This window comes from Winogradskyella psychrotolerans, assembly GCF_018860545.1.
Classification (GTDB): Bacteria; Bacteroidota; Bacteroidia; order Flavobacteriales; family Flavobacteriaceae; genus Winogradskyella; species Winogradskyella psychrotolerans_A.
The window spans coordinates 27,727-45,355 of sequence record NZ_JAHKPN010000003.1 but is presented as its reverse complement, the minus strand read 5'-3'; the positions used below and the strand labels follow the sequence as shown (position 1 = coordinate 45,355).

The following is a 17,629-nucleotide window of genomic DNA, read 5'->3' as shown; positions in this document are numbered from 1 at the left end:
TTTTATTTCTATAACTATTTATAGTTGTTATTTCAACTTTTTCTTCACTTCTACTTCTTGGAATGCTTCAATAACATCACCAATTACAATATCGTTATAGCCTTTAATTTGCATACCACAATCGTAGCCTTTTGCCACTTCTCTTACATCATCTTTAAAACGTTTTAAGGCTTCTAACGTTCCTGTATGCACCACAACTCCTTCTCTAATTATTCTAATGTTCGAATTTCTAAATATCTTACCATTCATTACCATACATCCGGCAATATTTCCAACTTTAGAGACTTTAAATATTTCTCTGATTTCGGCAGTACCTGTAACTTCTTCTTTTACTTCTGGAGATAGCATACCTTCCATAGCATCTTTAAGATCGTTAATCGCTGCATAGATAATTGAGTAAGTTCTGATATCAATTTCTTCCTTATCAGCTATCATTCTCGCATTTCCAACAGGACGCACATTAAATCCAACGATAATCGCATCAGACGCTGTTGCTAATAACACATCACTTTCTGTAATGGCACCAACACCTTTATGAATAATATTAACTTGAATTTCTTCAGTAGATAGTTTCTGGAATGAATCTGTTAATGCTTCAACAGAACCATCAACATCACCTTTAAGAATAATATTTAATTCTTGGAAATCACCAAGAGCAATACGTCTTCCAATTTCATCAAGTGTAATATGACGTTGTGTTCTAACGGATTGTTCACGTTGTAACTGTGCACGTTTTGTAGCAATTTGTTTCGCTTCACGCTCATCGGCAAAGACATTAAACTTATCACCTGCTTGAGGAGCACCATCTAAACCAAGAATAGATACTGGAGTTGCAGGACCTGCCGCTTTCACATCTTGTCCACGCTCATCTTGCATCGCTTTTACTTTACCGCTATTCTTACCAGCTAATACATAATCACCAACTTTTAAAGTACCTGCTTGTACTAAAATTGTTGAAACATAACCTCTACCCTTATCTAAATAAGCCTCCACAACTGTTCCACTTGCCGCTTTATTAGGATTAGCTTTTAATTCTAATAATTCAGCTTCAAGCAATACTTTTTCTAATAACTCTTTAACACCAGTTCCTTTTTTAGCCGAAATATCATGCGATTGAATTTTACCACCCCAATCTTCGACTAAGAGATTCATTTGTGCCAATTGCTCTTTTACCTTTTCAGGGTTAGCATCTGGCTTATCAATTTTATTAATTGCGAAAACGATTGGTACACCTGCAGCTTGCGCATGAGATATGGCTTCCTTTGTTTGAGGCATGATAGCATCATCCGCAGCAACCACAATAATCGCTATATCGGTTACTTGAGCACCACGAGCACGCATCGCTGTAAAGGCTTCGTGACCTGGTGTATCTAAGAATGCTATTTTTTGTCCGTTTTCTAGTTGTACTCCATAAGCACCAATATGCTGCGTAATACCACCAGATTCACCTGCGATAACATTTTCTTTACGTATGTAATCTAATAGTGATGTTTTACCGTGATCGACGTGACCCATTACAGTAACGATAGGAGCTCTTTCTACTAAATCTTTAGGATCGTCTTCAACAACCTTTATTGATTCTTCGATATCCGCCTTGATAAATTCTACATCGAAACCAAATTCTTCAGCAACAATAGTTAACGTTTCGGCATCTAATCTTTGGTTCATGGTTACCATCATACCTAAAGACATACATGCAGAAATAACTTGTGTAACTCCAACTTCCATCATGGTTGCCATTTCACTTACCGTAACAAATTCAGTAACTTTAATGGTTTTACTTTCTGCTGCAGCAATTTCTTGATCGATTTCCGTTTGTTGACGGTGTTGATCTCTTTTATCTCTACGGTATTTTGCTCCTTTACCTTTGTTAGATTTTCCTTGAAGCTTTTCTAAAGTTTCACGGATTTGCTTTTGAACATCTTCTTCACTTGGCTCTTCTTTAACTACCTTAGGTCTAGCAGCACCACCTCTTCCTTTTTGTCCACCTCTTCTATTATCGAAGTTTGGCTTTCCTGAAGTATCATTTCCACTTTTACTAATACGACGTCTTTTACGTTTATTAGCATCACCAGGTTTAGCTGTTTCAACCTTTTTCTTCTTAGGTTTATTAAATTGAGATAAATCAATTTTCTTACCTGTTGTTACTGGTCCTGTAAGCTTCTTATATTGTGTTTTCAGTGTTTCCTCTACAGGTTCACTTGGTTTTGGAGTAGGCTCTTCTTTTTTAGGCTCCACTTTAGGTTTTGCCTTTTCAGTTGTCTCTACTTTTTCAACCTTTTCTACTTTCTCAGCTTTCTCAACCTTTTCAACCTGTTCAGTTTTCTCAACCTTTTCAACATTTTCAGTTGCCTTTGGTTGTTCAACTTTAGGTGCTTCCTTTGGTGCTTCAGACTTCACCTCGGGTTTTTCAGCTTTAGGTTCTTCCTTAACTTCGGGAGCTTTAGGTGTTTCCTTTGTCTCTGCTTTAGGCTTGTTGTCTAAGTCAATTTTACCAACTTGTTTTGGTCCACTTAACTCAGCTTTAGCCTTAACCACAGATTCTCTTTCAGCTTTCTGCTTTTGCTTTTCTTCAATTTCACGTTCTCTCTGTTCGCGAAGCTCTTCCTTTTCTTTAAGTTTTGCTTCACTTACTTCTTGAGCTTTTTCACGCTTTGATGCATCTGTCTGAAATTCATCAGAAAGCGTGTTGTAAACCTCTTCCGAAATTTTAGTATTAGGGCTTTTCTCAATTTCAACACCTTTGGATTCTAAAAAATCCACAGCGCGATCTATTGAGATATTTAATTCCCTTAATACTTTGTTTAATCTTGTCATTTGAGCCATAAACTGCCTGTAAAATACTTAAATATATTATATATTAATTTTAAATAAAAATTAATATGATACCAATTAAACTTAAAAATGAGATAATACAAATCATTTTTAATATTTTTTTGATATTATTCTTCAAATTCTTCTCTTAGAATCCTAATGACATCTAAGATGGTTTCTTCTTCTAAATCTGTACGCTTCACTAAATCAACTAAATCTTGTTCTAAAATACTTTTCGCAGTATCTAAACCAGCTTTGCTAAATTCAGAAATTACCCAACCCTCTATTTCATCAGAGAATTCTTTTAATTCAACATCTTCTTCTGCACCTTCTCTAAACACATCAATCTCGTAACCTGTTAACTGACCAGCTAAACGAATATTGTGACCACCTCTACCAATGGCTTTAGAAACTTCTTCTGGTTTTAACAACACCTCAGCGCGCATCGTCTCTTCGTTTAATTTCAAAGATGTTACTCTTGCTGGGCTTAAGGCTCTTGTTACAAAAAGTTGAACATTATTAGTATAGTTAATAACATCGATATTTTCGTTTCCTAATTCACGTACAATACCATGAATTCTTGAACCTTTCATACCGACACAAGCTCCAACTGGGTCAATTCTATCATCATAAGAATCTACGGCCACTTTTGCTTTTTCACCAGGAATACGTACTACTTTTTTAACCGTAATTAAACCATCAAAAACTTCTGGTATTTCTTGTTCAAATAATTTCTCAAGAAATACAGGAGAAGTTCTAGACATTATAATTGCCGGCTTGCTTCCTTTTAATTCCACACTCTCTATAATTCCTCTTACATTTTCTCCTTTTCTAAAGAAGTCTGAAGGAATTTGTTTGTCTTTCGGAAGTATAATTTCATTACCATCATCGTCTAACAAAATAATTGCTCTATGACGAATGTGATGCACTTCTGCTGTATAAATCTCACCTTCAAGTTCTTTAAAGTGCTTGTAGATGTTCGTGTTATCATGCTCGTGAATCTTAGAAATTAAATTTTGTCTTAATGCAAGGATAGAACGTCTTCCAAGGTCAATTAACTTAACTTCTTCTGCAACGTCTTCACCAACTTCAAAATCTGGTTCTATTTTCTGAGCTTCTGACAACGCTATCTCTTGGTTTGGCTCTTCAACCTCACCATCTGCAACAACGATACGGTTTCTCCAAATTTCTAAATCACCTTTATCTGGGTTTATAATGATATCAAAATTATCGTCATCACCATATTTCTTCTTCAATGCATTACGCAATACATCTTCAAGAATCGCCATTAGCGTAACTCTATCTATTAATTTGTCGTCTTTAAATTCTGAAAATGACTCAATTAACGCTACATTTTCCATAATTAATATGAATTAAAATTTTATTTTAACTTTCGCTTCTTTAATATTATCAAAAGTAATAGTAGCCGTTTTAACCACTGTTACTTTTCCTTTTCCAACGGGTTTTGGTTCGCGTGCTTTCCAGCTTAAAACCACATCAGATTCGTTTACCTCTATGAGTTCTCCCTCTAAATCTTGATTATCTAAAGTCTTTACTTCTAAATTTCTACCAATATGCTTATTATACTGTCTTGGTAAAATTAACGGAGATGCTGCACCAGATGATAAAACTTCTAAAGAAAAATCATGTTCCTCTCTATCAATATGATGTTCAATGGCTCTACTAATAAACATACAATCTTCTACTAAGACACCATTATCACCATCTATTACAATTTTTATAGCGTTATCTCCAGACATAGAAAAATCTATTAAGAACAGATCTTGTCTTTCTGCTAATGCCGTTTGTAATAAGTCTTCTACTATTTTCTTAATCATTTCTTGATATAAAAAGAGAGGACTTTTCGTCCTCTCGCTTATTCATTTTTAGTAAATAACGGTGCAAATATACGTATTTTATATTAAATTACCCAAGCTATGTAATGTGGATTTATTTTCTTAAATTTAGAAGAACTAACATAAATCAATAAATATGAATAGAATATTAGTTCCAACAGATTTTTCGGAGCAAGCAGAAAACGCTCTAAAAGTAGCTGCTATGCTAGCGAAAACTTACAATGCAGAAATTTATTTATTGCATATGATGGAAATACCAATGCAACATCCAGACCCTGGACACGCTGAAAGCGATATTCCTGAAACCTTGTTTTTTATGAATTTGGCACGAAAAAGATTCGAAAATCTAATGGCACAAGACTATTTAGAAAACATAACGATACACGAAACAGTTAAGGCTGACATAACATTTGACGAAATTAAAGATTCTTGCAATGAATTTAATATTGACTTAATTATTATGGGGTCTCATGGTGCAACAGGCATAAAAGAAATGTTTGTGGGTTCTAATGCAGAAAAAGTGGTTCGCTCTTCCGAAGTACCTGTATTAGTTATCAAAAATGAACATCATAACTTTAAGGTTTCTAACTTTGTATTCGCTTCCGATTTTAAAAACGACAATAAAGAAACTTATAAACAAGCTGTAAAATTCGCTAAAGCCTTTGGGTCAAAAATCCATTTACTCTTGGTAATTACGTCTGGCAATTTTTTGACATCGTATGAAGCAAAATCTAGAGTCAATGATTTTATTTCCGGACAAGATTTTGATAATTACACCATTACCATACACAACGATCACACTGTTGAACAAGGGGTTTTAAATTTTTCCAAAGATATAGATGCAGACCTTATAGGAATTAGCACACATGGCAGACAAGGCATTGCGCATTTCTTCAATGGTAGTATCAGTGAAGATTTGGTAAATCATGCAAAACGACCTGTGATTACGTTTAAAATATAAATTACTTCACTTTTAAACTTAAAAACTAAGACTTCATAGTTTAAGTTTTGAAAAACATGTTTCGACTCCCCCCTAATAAAGAGGATGCCTTCAAAGCCTTCCTCTTTGTTGTTTTTAATACTTTTATAAAGCTATAGTATTTATTACAAAGGTATTTAGATGGACCTTAGCACTATACTCCCAGCTATTGTACAGAAAGACTTAAATAAAAAAATCCTAATTCATTTCTGAATTAGGATTTAAACTTTAGTTGGCCTACTAGGTTTCGAACCTAGACTCTTCTGTACCAAAAACAGATGTGTTAGCCAGTTACACCATAGGCCAATCTCTCATTTTGAGGGTGCAAATTTAATACAAAGTTTTACTTTGACAAAAAAAAAGAAGAAAATTTTTTAAAATACTTAACGTTAACTTAAAAATGTAGGCTTTTAGGGATTAATTAGTAAATTCGCCAGCATTAATAAGCAACGTTTTCATGAAAGATTTTAACTTTAAAAAGTGGAACAACATCTTAGGATGGTCTGTTTTTGCAGTAGCAGTTGTAGTTTACGGATTAACTATAGAACCAACCGTTAGTTTTTGGGATGCTGGAGAGTATATTTTAACCTCTTCCAAATTACAAGTCGGCCATCCACCAGGAGCTCCATTATTTCAAATGTTAGGTGCGTTCTTCTCAATGTTTGCTTTAGAACCCTCACAGATTGGAGCCATAATGAATATGATGAGTGGTGTTGCAAGTGCATTTACCATTCTTTTTATGTTTTGGACAATTAGTCTTTTACTTGTAAAGCTTACTAAATATAATGAGGACAAAGACACAAGTAAAGCTTATGCTATTTTAGGTAGTGCCTTAGTGGGCAGTTTAGCATTTACGTTTACGGATTCATTTTGGTTTAATGCTGTTGAAACAGAGGTTTATGCCATGGCTACCTTAATTATGGCGGTTTTATTTTATTTAGGTTTACGTTGGGAACGCGACATGAATGAACCACGAGGTAACCGCTGGTTAATCCTTATTGCTTTTGTGATTGGGCTATCGTTTGGAGTTCACTTTATGGGACTACTAACCATTCCTGCCATTGGTCTGCTTTATTATTTCAAGAATTACAAAACCATTACGGTCAAAAACTTCATCATTGCCAATATAGCTTCAGCAGCAATTTTACTTTTTATATTCAAATTACTTTTACCTTCTACCTTAAAACTCTTTGGTTATTTAGAAGTCTTTTTTGTGAACTCAATAGGCCTACCATTTAATTCAGGAACCATTATTACAGGTTTAATGGTGATTGCCTTGTTTTATTTTGGACTGAATTACACACGACAAAAAGGTATGAAACACACCAATACCTTAGTATTGTGTTTGATGTTTATTTTTATAGGATTTTCATCTTGGATGATGCTTCCTATTCGTGCCAATGCACAAGTTGTTATTAACGAAAACAACCCTTCAGATGCGAGAGAACTTTTAGCGTACTACAACCTAGAGCAATACCCTGAAACGCACTTATTTTATGGCCCATTCTTTACAGAAGTATATTCTGGTGCCGATAAAGACGAACCGTTTATTGATGATAAAAAGAATTATGAGCGCGATGATGAAGCTGGGAAATACGTAATTATAAACGAATGGGAAAAAAGTAAGCAGAATTATAACCACGAACACGCCTCAATTTTACCAAGAATGTGGAGTGCCGAACATGCTGAAAACTACATGATGTTTACGGGCTTAATTGATTTTAAAGTTGACCCCTCTTTACAAACACGTGCGTACAACGAAGCTATGAATGCTGGTTTAACCGAAGAGCAATCTGCGCAATATGCCCTTGGTGAAAAACAACAATTTGATCAGCTCGTTAATGATTTCAGAATGCGTGTTGCCAATGGCGAAATTGATTATGAAGGGTATAATCAGTTTTTAAAGCGCTACGGTCAACAGTATTTAATTATTGAAAAACCGTCCTTTATGGACAATATTATGTACATGTTTCAATATCAGTTTGGCTATATGTATTGGCGCTATTTTATGTGGAATTTCACAGGACGACAAGATGATATCCAAGGACGATACACTCACAAAAATGGAAATTGGATTTCGGGTATAAACTTTATAGACTCAATCCATATAGGCATGTCTCAAGATAATTTACCAACTGATGTTTTGGAAAACAAAGCGAGAAACACCTATTATTTCTTACCATTAATATTAGGCCTTATTGGTTTCTTTTTCTTGATGTATTCCGATTTAAAACGGTTCTGGGTCCTTTTAGTGTTCTTCTTACTGACAGGTTTAGCCATTCAGTTTTACACCAATGTAAGACCTTTTGAACCAAGAGAACGTGATTATTCTGTTGTAGGTTCATTCTATGTCTTTGCCATTTGGATCGGCTTTGGAGTATACGCTATTTATGACCTCTTAAAATCGAACATAAAAACCAAACTTTTAGCTCCTGTAGTAACCTTAGCTTGTCTTGTTATTGTACCTGGTGTTTTAGCAGCAAATAACTGGGATGATCACGATCGTTCTGGGAAGTACACAACCAATTCTATGGCTCGTAAGTATCTCGAGTCCTGTGCACCAAATGCCATTCTATTTACCATTGGAGATAACGACACTTTCCCACTGTGGTATTTACAAGAAATTGAAGGTGTACGTACAGATGTGCGTGTAGTAAACACTAGTCTATTTCAAACGGATTGGTATATTGACCAAATGAAGCGTAAGGCTTATGATAGTGACCCAATCCCTTCACAGTTGACCCATAATCAATACCGAGGAGGCACAAGGGATGTTATTATTAGAAGAGAAATCACAAGAGATACTATAGACATCAAACGATTTATGGACTTTATATCTAGTGATAGAGCGGATACTAAATTTAAACATGTTGTTGAAATGCAAGGGGAAGACCCAAGTCAGTACCCAACTCACTTATTGAGTACAAATTATTTCCCTACCCGAAATATTAGTATTCCTGTAAACAAGGACGTGGTACTAAAGAATGGTGTGGTTAAACCAAAAGATGCAGATAAAATAGAAGACAACCTATACACTCAAATTGAAGGGAGTTACCTTTATAAAAATCGCCTCTTAATGTTAGACATCATTGCTAATAATAATTGGGAGCGTCCAATATATTTCACGGGAGGTGCCTTTGGAGCTGAAGATTATGTTTGGCTAAAAGACTATTTACAACTTGATGGCATGTGTTACAAATTGGTGCCAATTAAAACACCTGTTGATAAAGCTAATCCTTATGACATGGGACGTGTAGATCCAGATCTAATGTACAACATGGTTAAGAATTGGAAATGGGGAGGTAGCGGAGAAGACATGTATTATGATATTGAAACGCGAAGAAACGGTATCACTTATAGAGGCAATTTAGCACGCTTAATAGAGCAACTTATTAATGAAGACAAACTAGATAAAGCGGAAGAAATAGCAGACATCGCTATGGAAAAAATGCCTGTAGATAAATTTGGTTTTTACTCTTTATTAGAACCTTATGTTAGCGCGTATTATGAAATAGGTAATATTGAAAAAGGACGTGCACTTTACAAAGATGTGGCTAAAAAATATCAAGAAAATTTGGTGTATTACAGTGGTCTTTCGTTAGAAAATCAAGAACGTATGGTTGGCGAAGATATTTATTTAGATATTCAACGCTACAGAGGTCTAATTGATATTTTAGTCATCTACAATGATAAAGAATTTGCTTTACAAGAAACAAAGACGTTTAATAGCTATTTGAGCTTATTTGATGAACTTATGAATCGTTATAATGAAGATGAATTACCTGAAATACCTAACGATTTAGATTTACAAGAAATGACTACGGACACTATAGATCTTATAGCGCCAGAAAATTAAGGTATGCATGCAGATCATTCCAGTTAAAACGCCCGGCATTGTAAAACTAGTGTTCCCAAATTTTATCTGGAATATCAATACCAAAAACAAAGAGCTCTATTTAACGTTTGATGATGGCCCAACTCCTGAAATTACAGATTGGGTACTTTCCACATTAGACGTTTATAATGCTAAAGCGACTTTCTTTTGTATTGGAAATAATATTGAAAAGCATCCTGAACTTTTTCAAACTATTATTTTAAAAGGTCATACCATTGGAAACCATACTTACAATCATTTAAAAGGCTGGAAGCACAAAACAAAAGATTATCTTGATGATGTCATTAAAACTGAAGAATTAATCAATTCCCAAATCCAATTACTAAATTCCAAAACTCAAAATACTCAGCTTGACAATTTGGAATTTGAACATTGGAATTTTAAAATTTTTCGCCCACCATACGGAAAGTTTAAATCTAAACAGCGTAAACAACTTCAAGACTTAGGTTATAAAATTGTTTTATGGGATGTATTATCTTATGATTGGGATAAAGCTGTATCAGAAGACGCCTGTCTTCAGAATGTAACCTCTACAGCTAAAGAAGGCAGTATCATTGTATTCCATGATAGTCTAAAGGCTTCTCGAAATTTAAAGCATGCGCTTCCTAAGGTTTTAGATTATTTTAGTACGCGAGGGTTTGTTTTTAAAAGTTTAAATTGATGCTGTTGAAAGCTGTCGCATCTTTGATAGATAGGAGATATACCTATGTCAACCAATTACTAATTATGATTTAAGCCAAATTATGATTGCCTTAGATAAGACATCTATTGTAGTTATAATTCTAAACGTATTCTTGAATAATACCAATCAACGTATTAGCATCTTGCCCACCACTATGGCGCCATTTCATTTCGCCACCTTTATAGATTATTAAAGTCGGCAAACCTTTAACACGTAAAGCTTCTGCGAGATCTTTATTTTTCTCAATATCAATTTTAATCACTCTGGCTTTATCGCCTAAAGCTGCAGCAACATCTCTAAGAATAGGATGCATAGCTATAGATTGATTGTCATTTTCTGTGTAGAAGTCCAGAAGTACTGGAATTTCAACATCTATTAATTCCCCAAATTTTGACATACAGTATAGTTTTAGTCAAATACATAAGCTTTTCAAATTGGCATAGCCCTAAAGCTAAGCCGTATAAATTCACTACTTATATCATAAAAATAAGCAATTCTTTACAATTACGCACTTTTCGGACCTTTTTTGAGTTCAATCACCGTGATTTCTGGCCAAATACCCACACGACCTGGATAACCTAAATAGCCAAAACCTCTATTAACATTAATATACTGATCTAATTCCGTATAAATTCCTGCCCATTGTTTATACCTCCATTTTGCTGGACTCCATTTGATCCAACCCGGAATTTCAATTCCAAATTGCATACCATGTGTATGGCCACTTAACGTTAAGTGATAATGATACGGATCGTTAAGCACCTTGGCTTCCCAATGACTTGGATCGTGTGACATTAATATTTTAAAATCATCGGCATTTATTTCTGAGGACGCTTTTTCTAAATTTCCAGCCTTTTTAAAACCACCTTTTCCCCAATTCTCTACTCCCACCAACGCTAAACGCTGACCATCTTTTTCAAGGTAGCGGCTTTCATTTAATAACAAATCAAATCCTATATCTTTTTGAATGGTTTTTAAATCTTCAAGGTTTTGAGCTTTGTCTTCTGGCGAATTCCAATCGACATAATCCCCATAATCATGATTACCTAAAACAGAAAACTTACCATCTTTAGCTTTCAACTTCGCAAAAGTATCCTTCCAAGGTAACATTTCAGAGGCTTTATTATTCACCATATCACCTGTAAACAATAATACATCTGATTGCTGCTCATTAATTAAATCGACGGCATATTCAATCTTTTCCTTATTATCAAAACTACCCGAATGTATATCACTAATTTGAGTGAGTTTATACCCATCAAAAGCCTCTGGTAGATCTTCAAAATGAAGGGTGTAGTTGAGAACTCTAAAATCATACTTCCCTTTAAACATACCATAAAGTAATGACGAAAACGGAATTGCTGCCAACCCTAAGGCGACTTGACTCACAAACTTTCGGCGTGATGGCGCATGAAACGTCTCGTTTTTAGTGACAAATTTATCGTATAACCCAATAATTCCTCTAATGATATCTTCACCAATTAAGAATGGTATTATCACTAAATTAAACGCCATAAATGCCAATAAGAATCCAAAAGCAAAACTTTTAGCCGTTGTTAAAACTCGACCTTCACTAGACATGGTAAACTGAACAATAAAATTGCCGGCCACTAGAATAGCAATACCAAAAAACAGATAGTAAACCCACATCTGTTTGGTTACTGTTCTTACAGCTTGAAAACCATAGAGCGTGATCATTAAAAATAAAAGAGCAAATAGTATCCAGCGAATCATATTGTGTTTTTGAATTTACAAATTTAAGGATATGACGTACGACTTATCTTATCAAAGTGTTAAAGGTTTTAAGCTTACTATTTTAAGGTGTTTTCTTTTTTAACATTGCAATAGTACGCCATGAAGTAGCAAAAAAGGAATTCAACAAAGACGTTCTTGAAATCCATTTTACTATATTAGATGCCTTGAATTTGAATTTAAGACATCTATATTTAGTCAACCATACGCAATCCCATTTAGACCTACAAGATTTTAAGGGTCTTGTAAATCTAAATTAACCAAACCTACAAGACCTTGCAGGATAAAAAATTAAGACTACACCCTAACACCAATGACAATTAAATTATGAATCAACAAAAATCCTATCGCTCCTCGTTTATTCTATTAACCACTTTATTTTTCCTTTGGGGATTTATAACGGTTTTAGTTGATTCTTTAATTCCACGACTGAGAGAACTTTTTACATTATCTTATTTTCAAGCTGGCATGGTACAATTTGCTTTTTTTGGAGCTTACTTTCTACTTTCAATTCCTGCAAGTTATATCTTATCTAAAATCGGTTATAAGCGCGGTATTATTTTAGGTCTATTAACCATGGCATTGGGTTGCTTGTTATTTTATCCTGCTGCTTCATATCGTGAGTTTGGTATATTTATGTTGGCCTATTTTATTTTAGCTGGAGGTATTACTATTCTTCAGGTAGCTGTCAATCCCTATGTTGCCGTTTTAGGTTCTGAAGAAGGAGCATCAAGCCGATTAAATCTCTCGCAAGCCTTTAATTCTCTTGGCACTGCAATTGCACCAGCCATAGGCGCCTTGTTTATATTAAGTGATAAAATTAAAACCAAAGACGAAATTGCAGCGCTCACTGGCACAGCAAAAGAAACTTATTTAGCGGCAGAAGCCGCAGCAGTTCAAACACCGTTTCTAGGTTTGGCAGTATTTATTGTTGGTATTGCAGGTATCTTTTTATTTGCAAAATTACCTAAGCTCATTAGTGAAGAATCCTCAGGAACGTATGCTGATGTTTTCAAACAAAAAAACGCAATGCTTGGAGTTTTAGGGATACTGTTTTATGTAGGAGCTGAAGTTGCTATTGGTAGTTATCTAGTCAACTATTTTTTAGATATGAATTTGGTGGACGTAATAAAAGAAAATGGAGTAATGAAATCCATTGCAGAAGCTATTCTCAATTCCGGTCTCGCAGAAAGTGATAATAAAGCGATTGTTGGAGTGTTTGTCACCTTTTATTGGTCCGGAGCTATGATTGGTCGTTTTGTAGGTTCGTATTTAACTAAAATTATTAAACCAGGAAAAGTCCTTAGTATTTTTGCCTCAATTGCCATTACATTGATCGTCATCTCAATAAGCACAACCGGCTTAGTAAGCATGTGGAGTATTTTAGCCGTGGGATTGTTTAATTCTATTATGTTCCCAACCATTTTTACTTTAGCACTTGATGGTATTGGAGATTTAAAACCTAAAGCATCAGGCATCTTATGCACAGCTATTGTTGGTGGTGCAATTATCCCTCCGCTTTATGGCTATTTCACGGATATTATTGGTTTTAAATCCGCTTATGTTTTTGTAATAGTCTGTTATGCTTATATCCTTTGGTATGGCTATAGAAATTCCCAAAAACATCTTGAACCTGCCAATAAAAAAATGGTGTATCTATAACACTATTGTGTTGTAAATAGGACTAAAAGTAGAACGTATTATTCATATAATATAGCACAATATGGAACGTAGAAAATTTATAAAGACAGCATCCTTAACTGGCGTTGGCTTAACCCTTGGAAGTACTTTACTTAATTGTGATGAAACCGTTTCTGAAAAAATAACAGAACAACATAGTGAAGCTATCAATGATTTATATGGCATACCTCTAGTCGTTGCGACGTGGCATGTTGAAAATGCAACTGCAAAAGCAATGGAAATTTTACAGGCTGGAGGGAATGCTCTAGATGCTGTAGAGCAAGGCTGCAGAGTTGAAGAAGCCGACGCAAAAGGACAAACCGTTGGCAAAGGTGGTTTGCCCGATCGCGAAGGTAATGTCACCCTAGATGCTAGCATAATGGATAAACATGGTAATTGCGGTTCCGTGGTTTACCTTCAAAATGTGACACATGCGGTTTCAGTGGCTCGCAAAGTGATGGAAGAGACACCACATGTTATGCTTGCAGGCGAAGGAGCCAAACAATTTGCCCTTTCTAAAGGCTTTCAATCCGAAGATTTATTAACCGAAGCTTCAAAGAATGCTTGGGAAAAATGGAAAATTAATGCCCAATACCAACCCATCATTAATATTGAAAACCACGATACTATTGGGATGTTAGCCATTGATAAGAATGGTGATATTTCTGGTGCGTGTACAACTAGTGGATTGGCATACAAAATGGAAGGACGCGTTGGTGACTCTCCTATTATTGGCTCAGGGTTATTTATTGATAATGACATTGGTGGCTGTGTAGCCACTGGTTTAGGTGAAGAAGTCGTAAAAACAGTGGGGAGCTTTTTGGTTGTTGAATTGATGCGACAAGGTAAGTCACCACAACAAGCTTGTGAAGAAGCAATTGGTCGAATTGTGAATAAACCGAATAGTGATTATAAAAATTTTCAGGTCGGTTATGTAGCCGTCAATAAACAAGGAGAAACGGGATGCTACTCCATTCATCAGAATTTTAATATGACGAAGTTTCAGGATGGTGTGAATACCCAAATTCAATCGGATTATTTTAATAAAGCTTAACATGTTTAAATTTTAAATCCACAAACGTTCATTCACTAAAAAAAAACGTCCATTCACCAAATAAATCTATACAATTAGAGCGTTAAGTTTATTTTTAACCGGCTATTAATTCATTCATTAAGTGTTTAGAAAATGCTCGCTATTAAGAGCGAGCTTTTTCTTTTCATTTGCACTCACTTTTATTAATCCGTAAATCACTAATTTAGTGAGGCATTTTTAATTAAAAAATATTCTTTTGAAATATTTAGTCGTCCTCTTATTTTTTTCAAATATTATTTTCTGCCAAGATGATGTAAAGCAACAAATTGATAGTTTGATGGTAATCGAGGATAGCGTAAATTTATCTCATTTTAAAAATCTACTCCGTACAATAGATCAACTACCTAGTGAAGCATCGTTTGCAAACTATAATTATATTGAAACCAAAATAGACCGCAACGACACTTTAAAACTTTACCTGTACCTCTATAAAACGAGTACGCTTTTACGCCAAGGAAAAGCAGATGAAGCACTTCTTCTAAATACTAAAGGACTCAATCTCCTAAAGCAACATCATATACCGCTTTCACTTTATGAGTTTTATCAAATGCGCGCTAATGTTTTTGATAACAAAGCTATTATTGATTCTACAGTTATTTACATTAATAAGGCTGAAGAAGTTATAAATGATAATATTGAAACCTTAGGTCAATATTTAACTCGAATTTATCATCAACGCGCCATGGTTGAACAAACCATAGGAAATTTTGAAAAGGAAGATTATTACATGGAAAAAGTTGCAGATGTTATTGAATCCTATCCTGAAAGTAGTGGCAATGCATTTAGCCTATCCATGGTCGTTTATCATTTTAAAAAACGCAAAAATTACGCTAAACATGCGTATTACTCACAAAAGTTACAAGAATATTATTTAAAAAAAGATGGTTTTAATACGCCAAAATCACATGAATCCATTGCTTCAATGGTTAAAATGGACAATACCACTGAACAGATTAGAGAGCTTAAACATATCATTAGCACAAGAGATAGCTTACAATATAATTTCTTATTACCATCTACTTCAAATTTACTAGGAGATATCTATTTAGAATCTAAAAACTACGACGAAGCCATTTTTTATCTCAAAAAATCGTTAAACTATAACAAGGAAAATATAAACCCTTACAGTAAGCTTATTACTTACAATCTATTATATCAAACCTATTACGACACCAAAAATTACGATAAGGCTATTGAAGCTTTAAATAAAAAAATAGACATTCAAAACAGAATTAAACAAGAGGAATTAATAGAAAAAGTTGCCGATTTTGAAGTAAAATATGAGACGGAAAAGAAAACCGTTCAATTAAAACTGCTACAAGCCGAAAATGAATATAAGGAAGAGCAAAAACAGTGGTATCTTATTTTAGCCTTTTCTGGGTTAATTGCAACATCACTCTTAGGGTATTTTGCGTATAGAAATAGTAAACAAAAATTGATTTTATCAAAGCAAAAAGACCAATTGGAAGTGACGATTGACGAAAGAGATATTCTTTTCAAAGAAATACATCATCGTGTTAAAAATAGTTTACAGATGGTATCTTCTTTACTGTTTTTACAATCACAAAATATTGAAAATAGTGATGCCAAAAATGCTATTAAAGATGCTCAAAACAGGGTGCGCTCATTGAGTTTAATTCATCAAAAACTATACAGTAAACAACATTTAATTGGTGTTGAGACTAAAGATTACATCAGCGAATTAACCCAAGATATTTTTTACAGCCATCAGTTAGAATCCCAAGATTTAGATTTTCAATTAGATGTCGAAAACTTAGTCCTAGACATCGACACTTTAACACCAATTGGCCTAATTCTTAATGAGCTTATAGTAAATGTATTAAAACATGCTTTCACTCCAAGTGGTAAAAATCACAAACTATCAATTCAATTTAAAAAGACAGGAAAAACACTAGTACTAAAAGTGATTGATAATGGAATTGGTTACAAAGAACCAAGTAAAAAAAACTCATTTGGACTTAAACTTATTAATTCCTTAGCTAAAAAATTAGATGCTACGTTCACCATCAAATCCATAGATCCTACAGGAACCGAAGCTGTTTTAATCATTAATGATTTTGAAATTATCCCTAACTCATGAAACCACTAAACATACATATCATAGAAGATGAGCCTTTAATTGCAGAAACTATCAAAGCGGTTTTAGAAAATGAAAATCATACGATTACAGGAATAAGCTTAAGAGGGAAAGATGCCATTTTTGATATTGAATATTTAAAACCAGATTTAGTATTGGTAGATATTATGATTAAAGGAGACATGGATGGTATTGAAATTGTAAACCATTTAAGACAAAAAATAGACATTCCGTTTATCTACTTAACATCATTATCAGACGAAAAAACACTAGAACGTGTTAAGGCTACAAATCCGTCTGGTTTTATTGTAAAACCATTTAACGAAAACACACTGACGGCAAATATAGAACTAGCCTATCATAAATATGAAGCCAGTAAATCTAGTATTGAAGTTAATACACAAAGTGATGCATTCTTTATAAAAAACAAAGGAGAACTGCTAAAAATAGTCCAAAGCGACATTTTGTTTTTTGAAGCTTATGATAACTATTGTAATTTATACACTTCAGACAAAAAACACCTTTTAAGTCACACCCTAAAGCGTGTTGAAGAAAAACTACCTTCATCCCAGTTCTTAAAAGTACATCGTTCATACATTATCAACTTCTCTAAAATAGATTCTATTCACGACGGTTATATCTTTATAGAAAAACACAAAATACCTTACAGTAAATCGCATAGAGAACAATTAATGAAAAAATTGAATTTGTTCTAAATTCACTTACCAAAGAAATCTATCCATTCACTAAATAATGAAATAGGTTCACCAAATAACAAAT

12 protein-coding genes and 1 tRNA gene are annotated in these 17,629 nt (G+C 34.1%); 7 read left to right on the top strand and 6 right to left on the bottom strand.

What is annotated here, in order from left to right; all coding sequences use genetic code 11:
• Window positions 1–27 precede the first annotated feature (27 nt).
• From infB to rimP, 3 genes are all read right to left on the bottom strand, one after another.
• Window positions 28–2,826, bottom strand: coding sequence for a translation initiation factor IF-2 (infB, locus tag KO515_RS02025; RefSeq protein ID WP_215934717.1), 2,799 nt, complete (start codon window positions 2,824–2,826; stop codon window positions 28–30).
• Window positions 2,827–2,942: 116 nt separating this feature from the next.
• Window positions 2,943–4,175: a transcription termination factor NusA gene (gene nusA / locus KO515_RS02020; RefSeq protein WP_215934716.1), complete on the bottom strand. Its 1,233-nt coding sequence runs from the start codon at window positions 4,173–4,175 to the stop codon at window positions 2,943–2,945.
• 12 nt (window positions 4,176–4,187) lie between these two features.
• Window positions 4,188–4,652 carry a ribosome assembly cofactor RimP gene (gene rimP / locus KO515_RS02015; protein WP_215934715.1) on the bottom strand — a complete coding sequence of 155 codons (465 nt, stop codon included), beginning with the start codon at window positions 4,650–4,652 and terminating at the stop codon, window positions 4,188–4,190.
• A 154-nt stretch (window positions 4,653–4,806) separates the two neighbouring features.
• Here rimP and KO515_RS02010 point away from each other — a divergent pair, with 154 nt between their 5' ends.
• Complete coding sequence (locus KO515_RS02010) at window positions 4,807–5,631, top strand: universal stress protein (RefSeq protein WP_215934714.1); 825 nt, start codon at window positions 4,807–4,809, stop codon at window positions 5,629–5,631.
• Between the two features lie 250 nt (window positions 5,632–5,881).
• On the opposite strand, the gene KO515_RS02005 is transcribed toward KO515_RS02010, so the two are convergent.
• Window positions 5,882–5,955 (bottom strand) — tRNA-Gln (locus KO515_RS02005).
• A 151-nt stretch (window positions 5,956–6,106) separates the two neighbouring features.
• On the opposite strand from KO515_RS02005, the gene KO515_RS02000 reads away from it, so the two are divergent.
• Entirely contained in the window at window positions 6,107–9,505 is a 3,399-nt protein-coding gene (locus KO515_RS02000) for a glycosyltransferase family 117 protein (protein WP_215934713.1), read from the top strand.
• A 7-nt stretch (window positions 9,506–9,512) separates the two neighbouring features.
• Window positions 9,513–10,205, top strand: a complete 693-nt coding sequence (locus KO515_RS01995; protein ID WP_215934712.1) for a polysaccharide deacetylase family protein — start codon at window positions 9,513–9,515, stop codon at window positions 10,203–10,205.
• Between the two features lie 121 nt (window positions 10,206–10,326).
• Here KO515_RS01995 and KO515_RS01990 read toward each other — a convergent pair whose 3' ends face one another.
• Together KO515_RS01990 and KO515_RS01985 are read right to left on the bottom strand one after the other, a co-directional pair.
• Window positions 10,327–10,623 (bottom strand): thioredoxin family protein, encoded by a 297-nt coding sequence (locus KO515_RS01990; protein ID WP_215934711.1) that lies wholly within the window; start codon window positions 10,621–10,623, stop codon window positions 10,327–10,329.
• A gap of 107 nt (window positions 10,624–10,730) precedes the next feature.
• A complete protein-coding gene (locus KO515_RS01985) occupies window positions 10,731–11,960 on the bottom strand; it encodes a metallophosphoesterase (protein WP_215934710.1) in 1,230 nt (409 codons plus the stop codon).
• A gap of 345 nt (window positions 11,961–12,305) precedes the next feature.
• Here KO515_RS01985 and KO515_RS01980 point away from each other — a divergent pair, with 345 nt between their 5' ends.
• The 4 genes from KO515_RS01980 to KO515_RS01965 all read left to right on the top strand — a co-directional run bounded on the left by KO515_RS01980 (window position 12,306) and on the right by KO515_RS01965 (window position 17,565).
• Complete coding sequence (locus KO515_RS01980; RefSeq protein WP_215934709.1) at window positions 12,306–13,640, top strand: sugar MFS transporter; 1,335 nt, start codon at window positions 12,306–12,308, stop codon at window positions 13,638–13,640.
• Window positions 13,641–13,701: 61 nt separating this feature from the next.
• Window positions 13,702–14,712: a N(4)-(beta-N-acetylglucosaminyl)-L-asparaginase gene (locus KO515_RS01975; protein WP_215934708.1), complete on the top strand. Its 1,011-nt coding sequence runs from the start codon at window positions 13,702–13,704 to the stop codon at window positions 14,710–14,712.
• 235 nt (window positions 14,713–14,947) lie between these two features.
• Window positions 14,948–16,852 (top strand): histidine kinase dimerization/phosphoacceptor domain -containing protein, encoded by a 1,905-nt coding sequence (locus KO515_RS01970; protein ID WP_215934707.1) that lies wholly within the window; start codon window positions 14,948–14,950, stop codon window positions 16,850–16,852.
• Window positions 16,849–17,565 (top strand): LytR/AlgR family response regulator transcription factor, encoded by a 717-nt coding sequence (locus KO515_RS01965; protein WP_215934706.1) that lies wholly within the window; start codon window positions 16,849–16,851, stop codon window positions 17,563–17,565. Before KO515_RS01970 ends, KO515_RS01965 begins: the two co-directional genes overlap by 4 nt.
• Window positions 17,566–17,629: the final 64 nt, after the last annotated feature.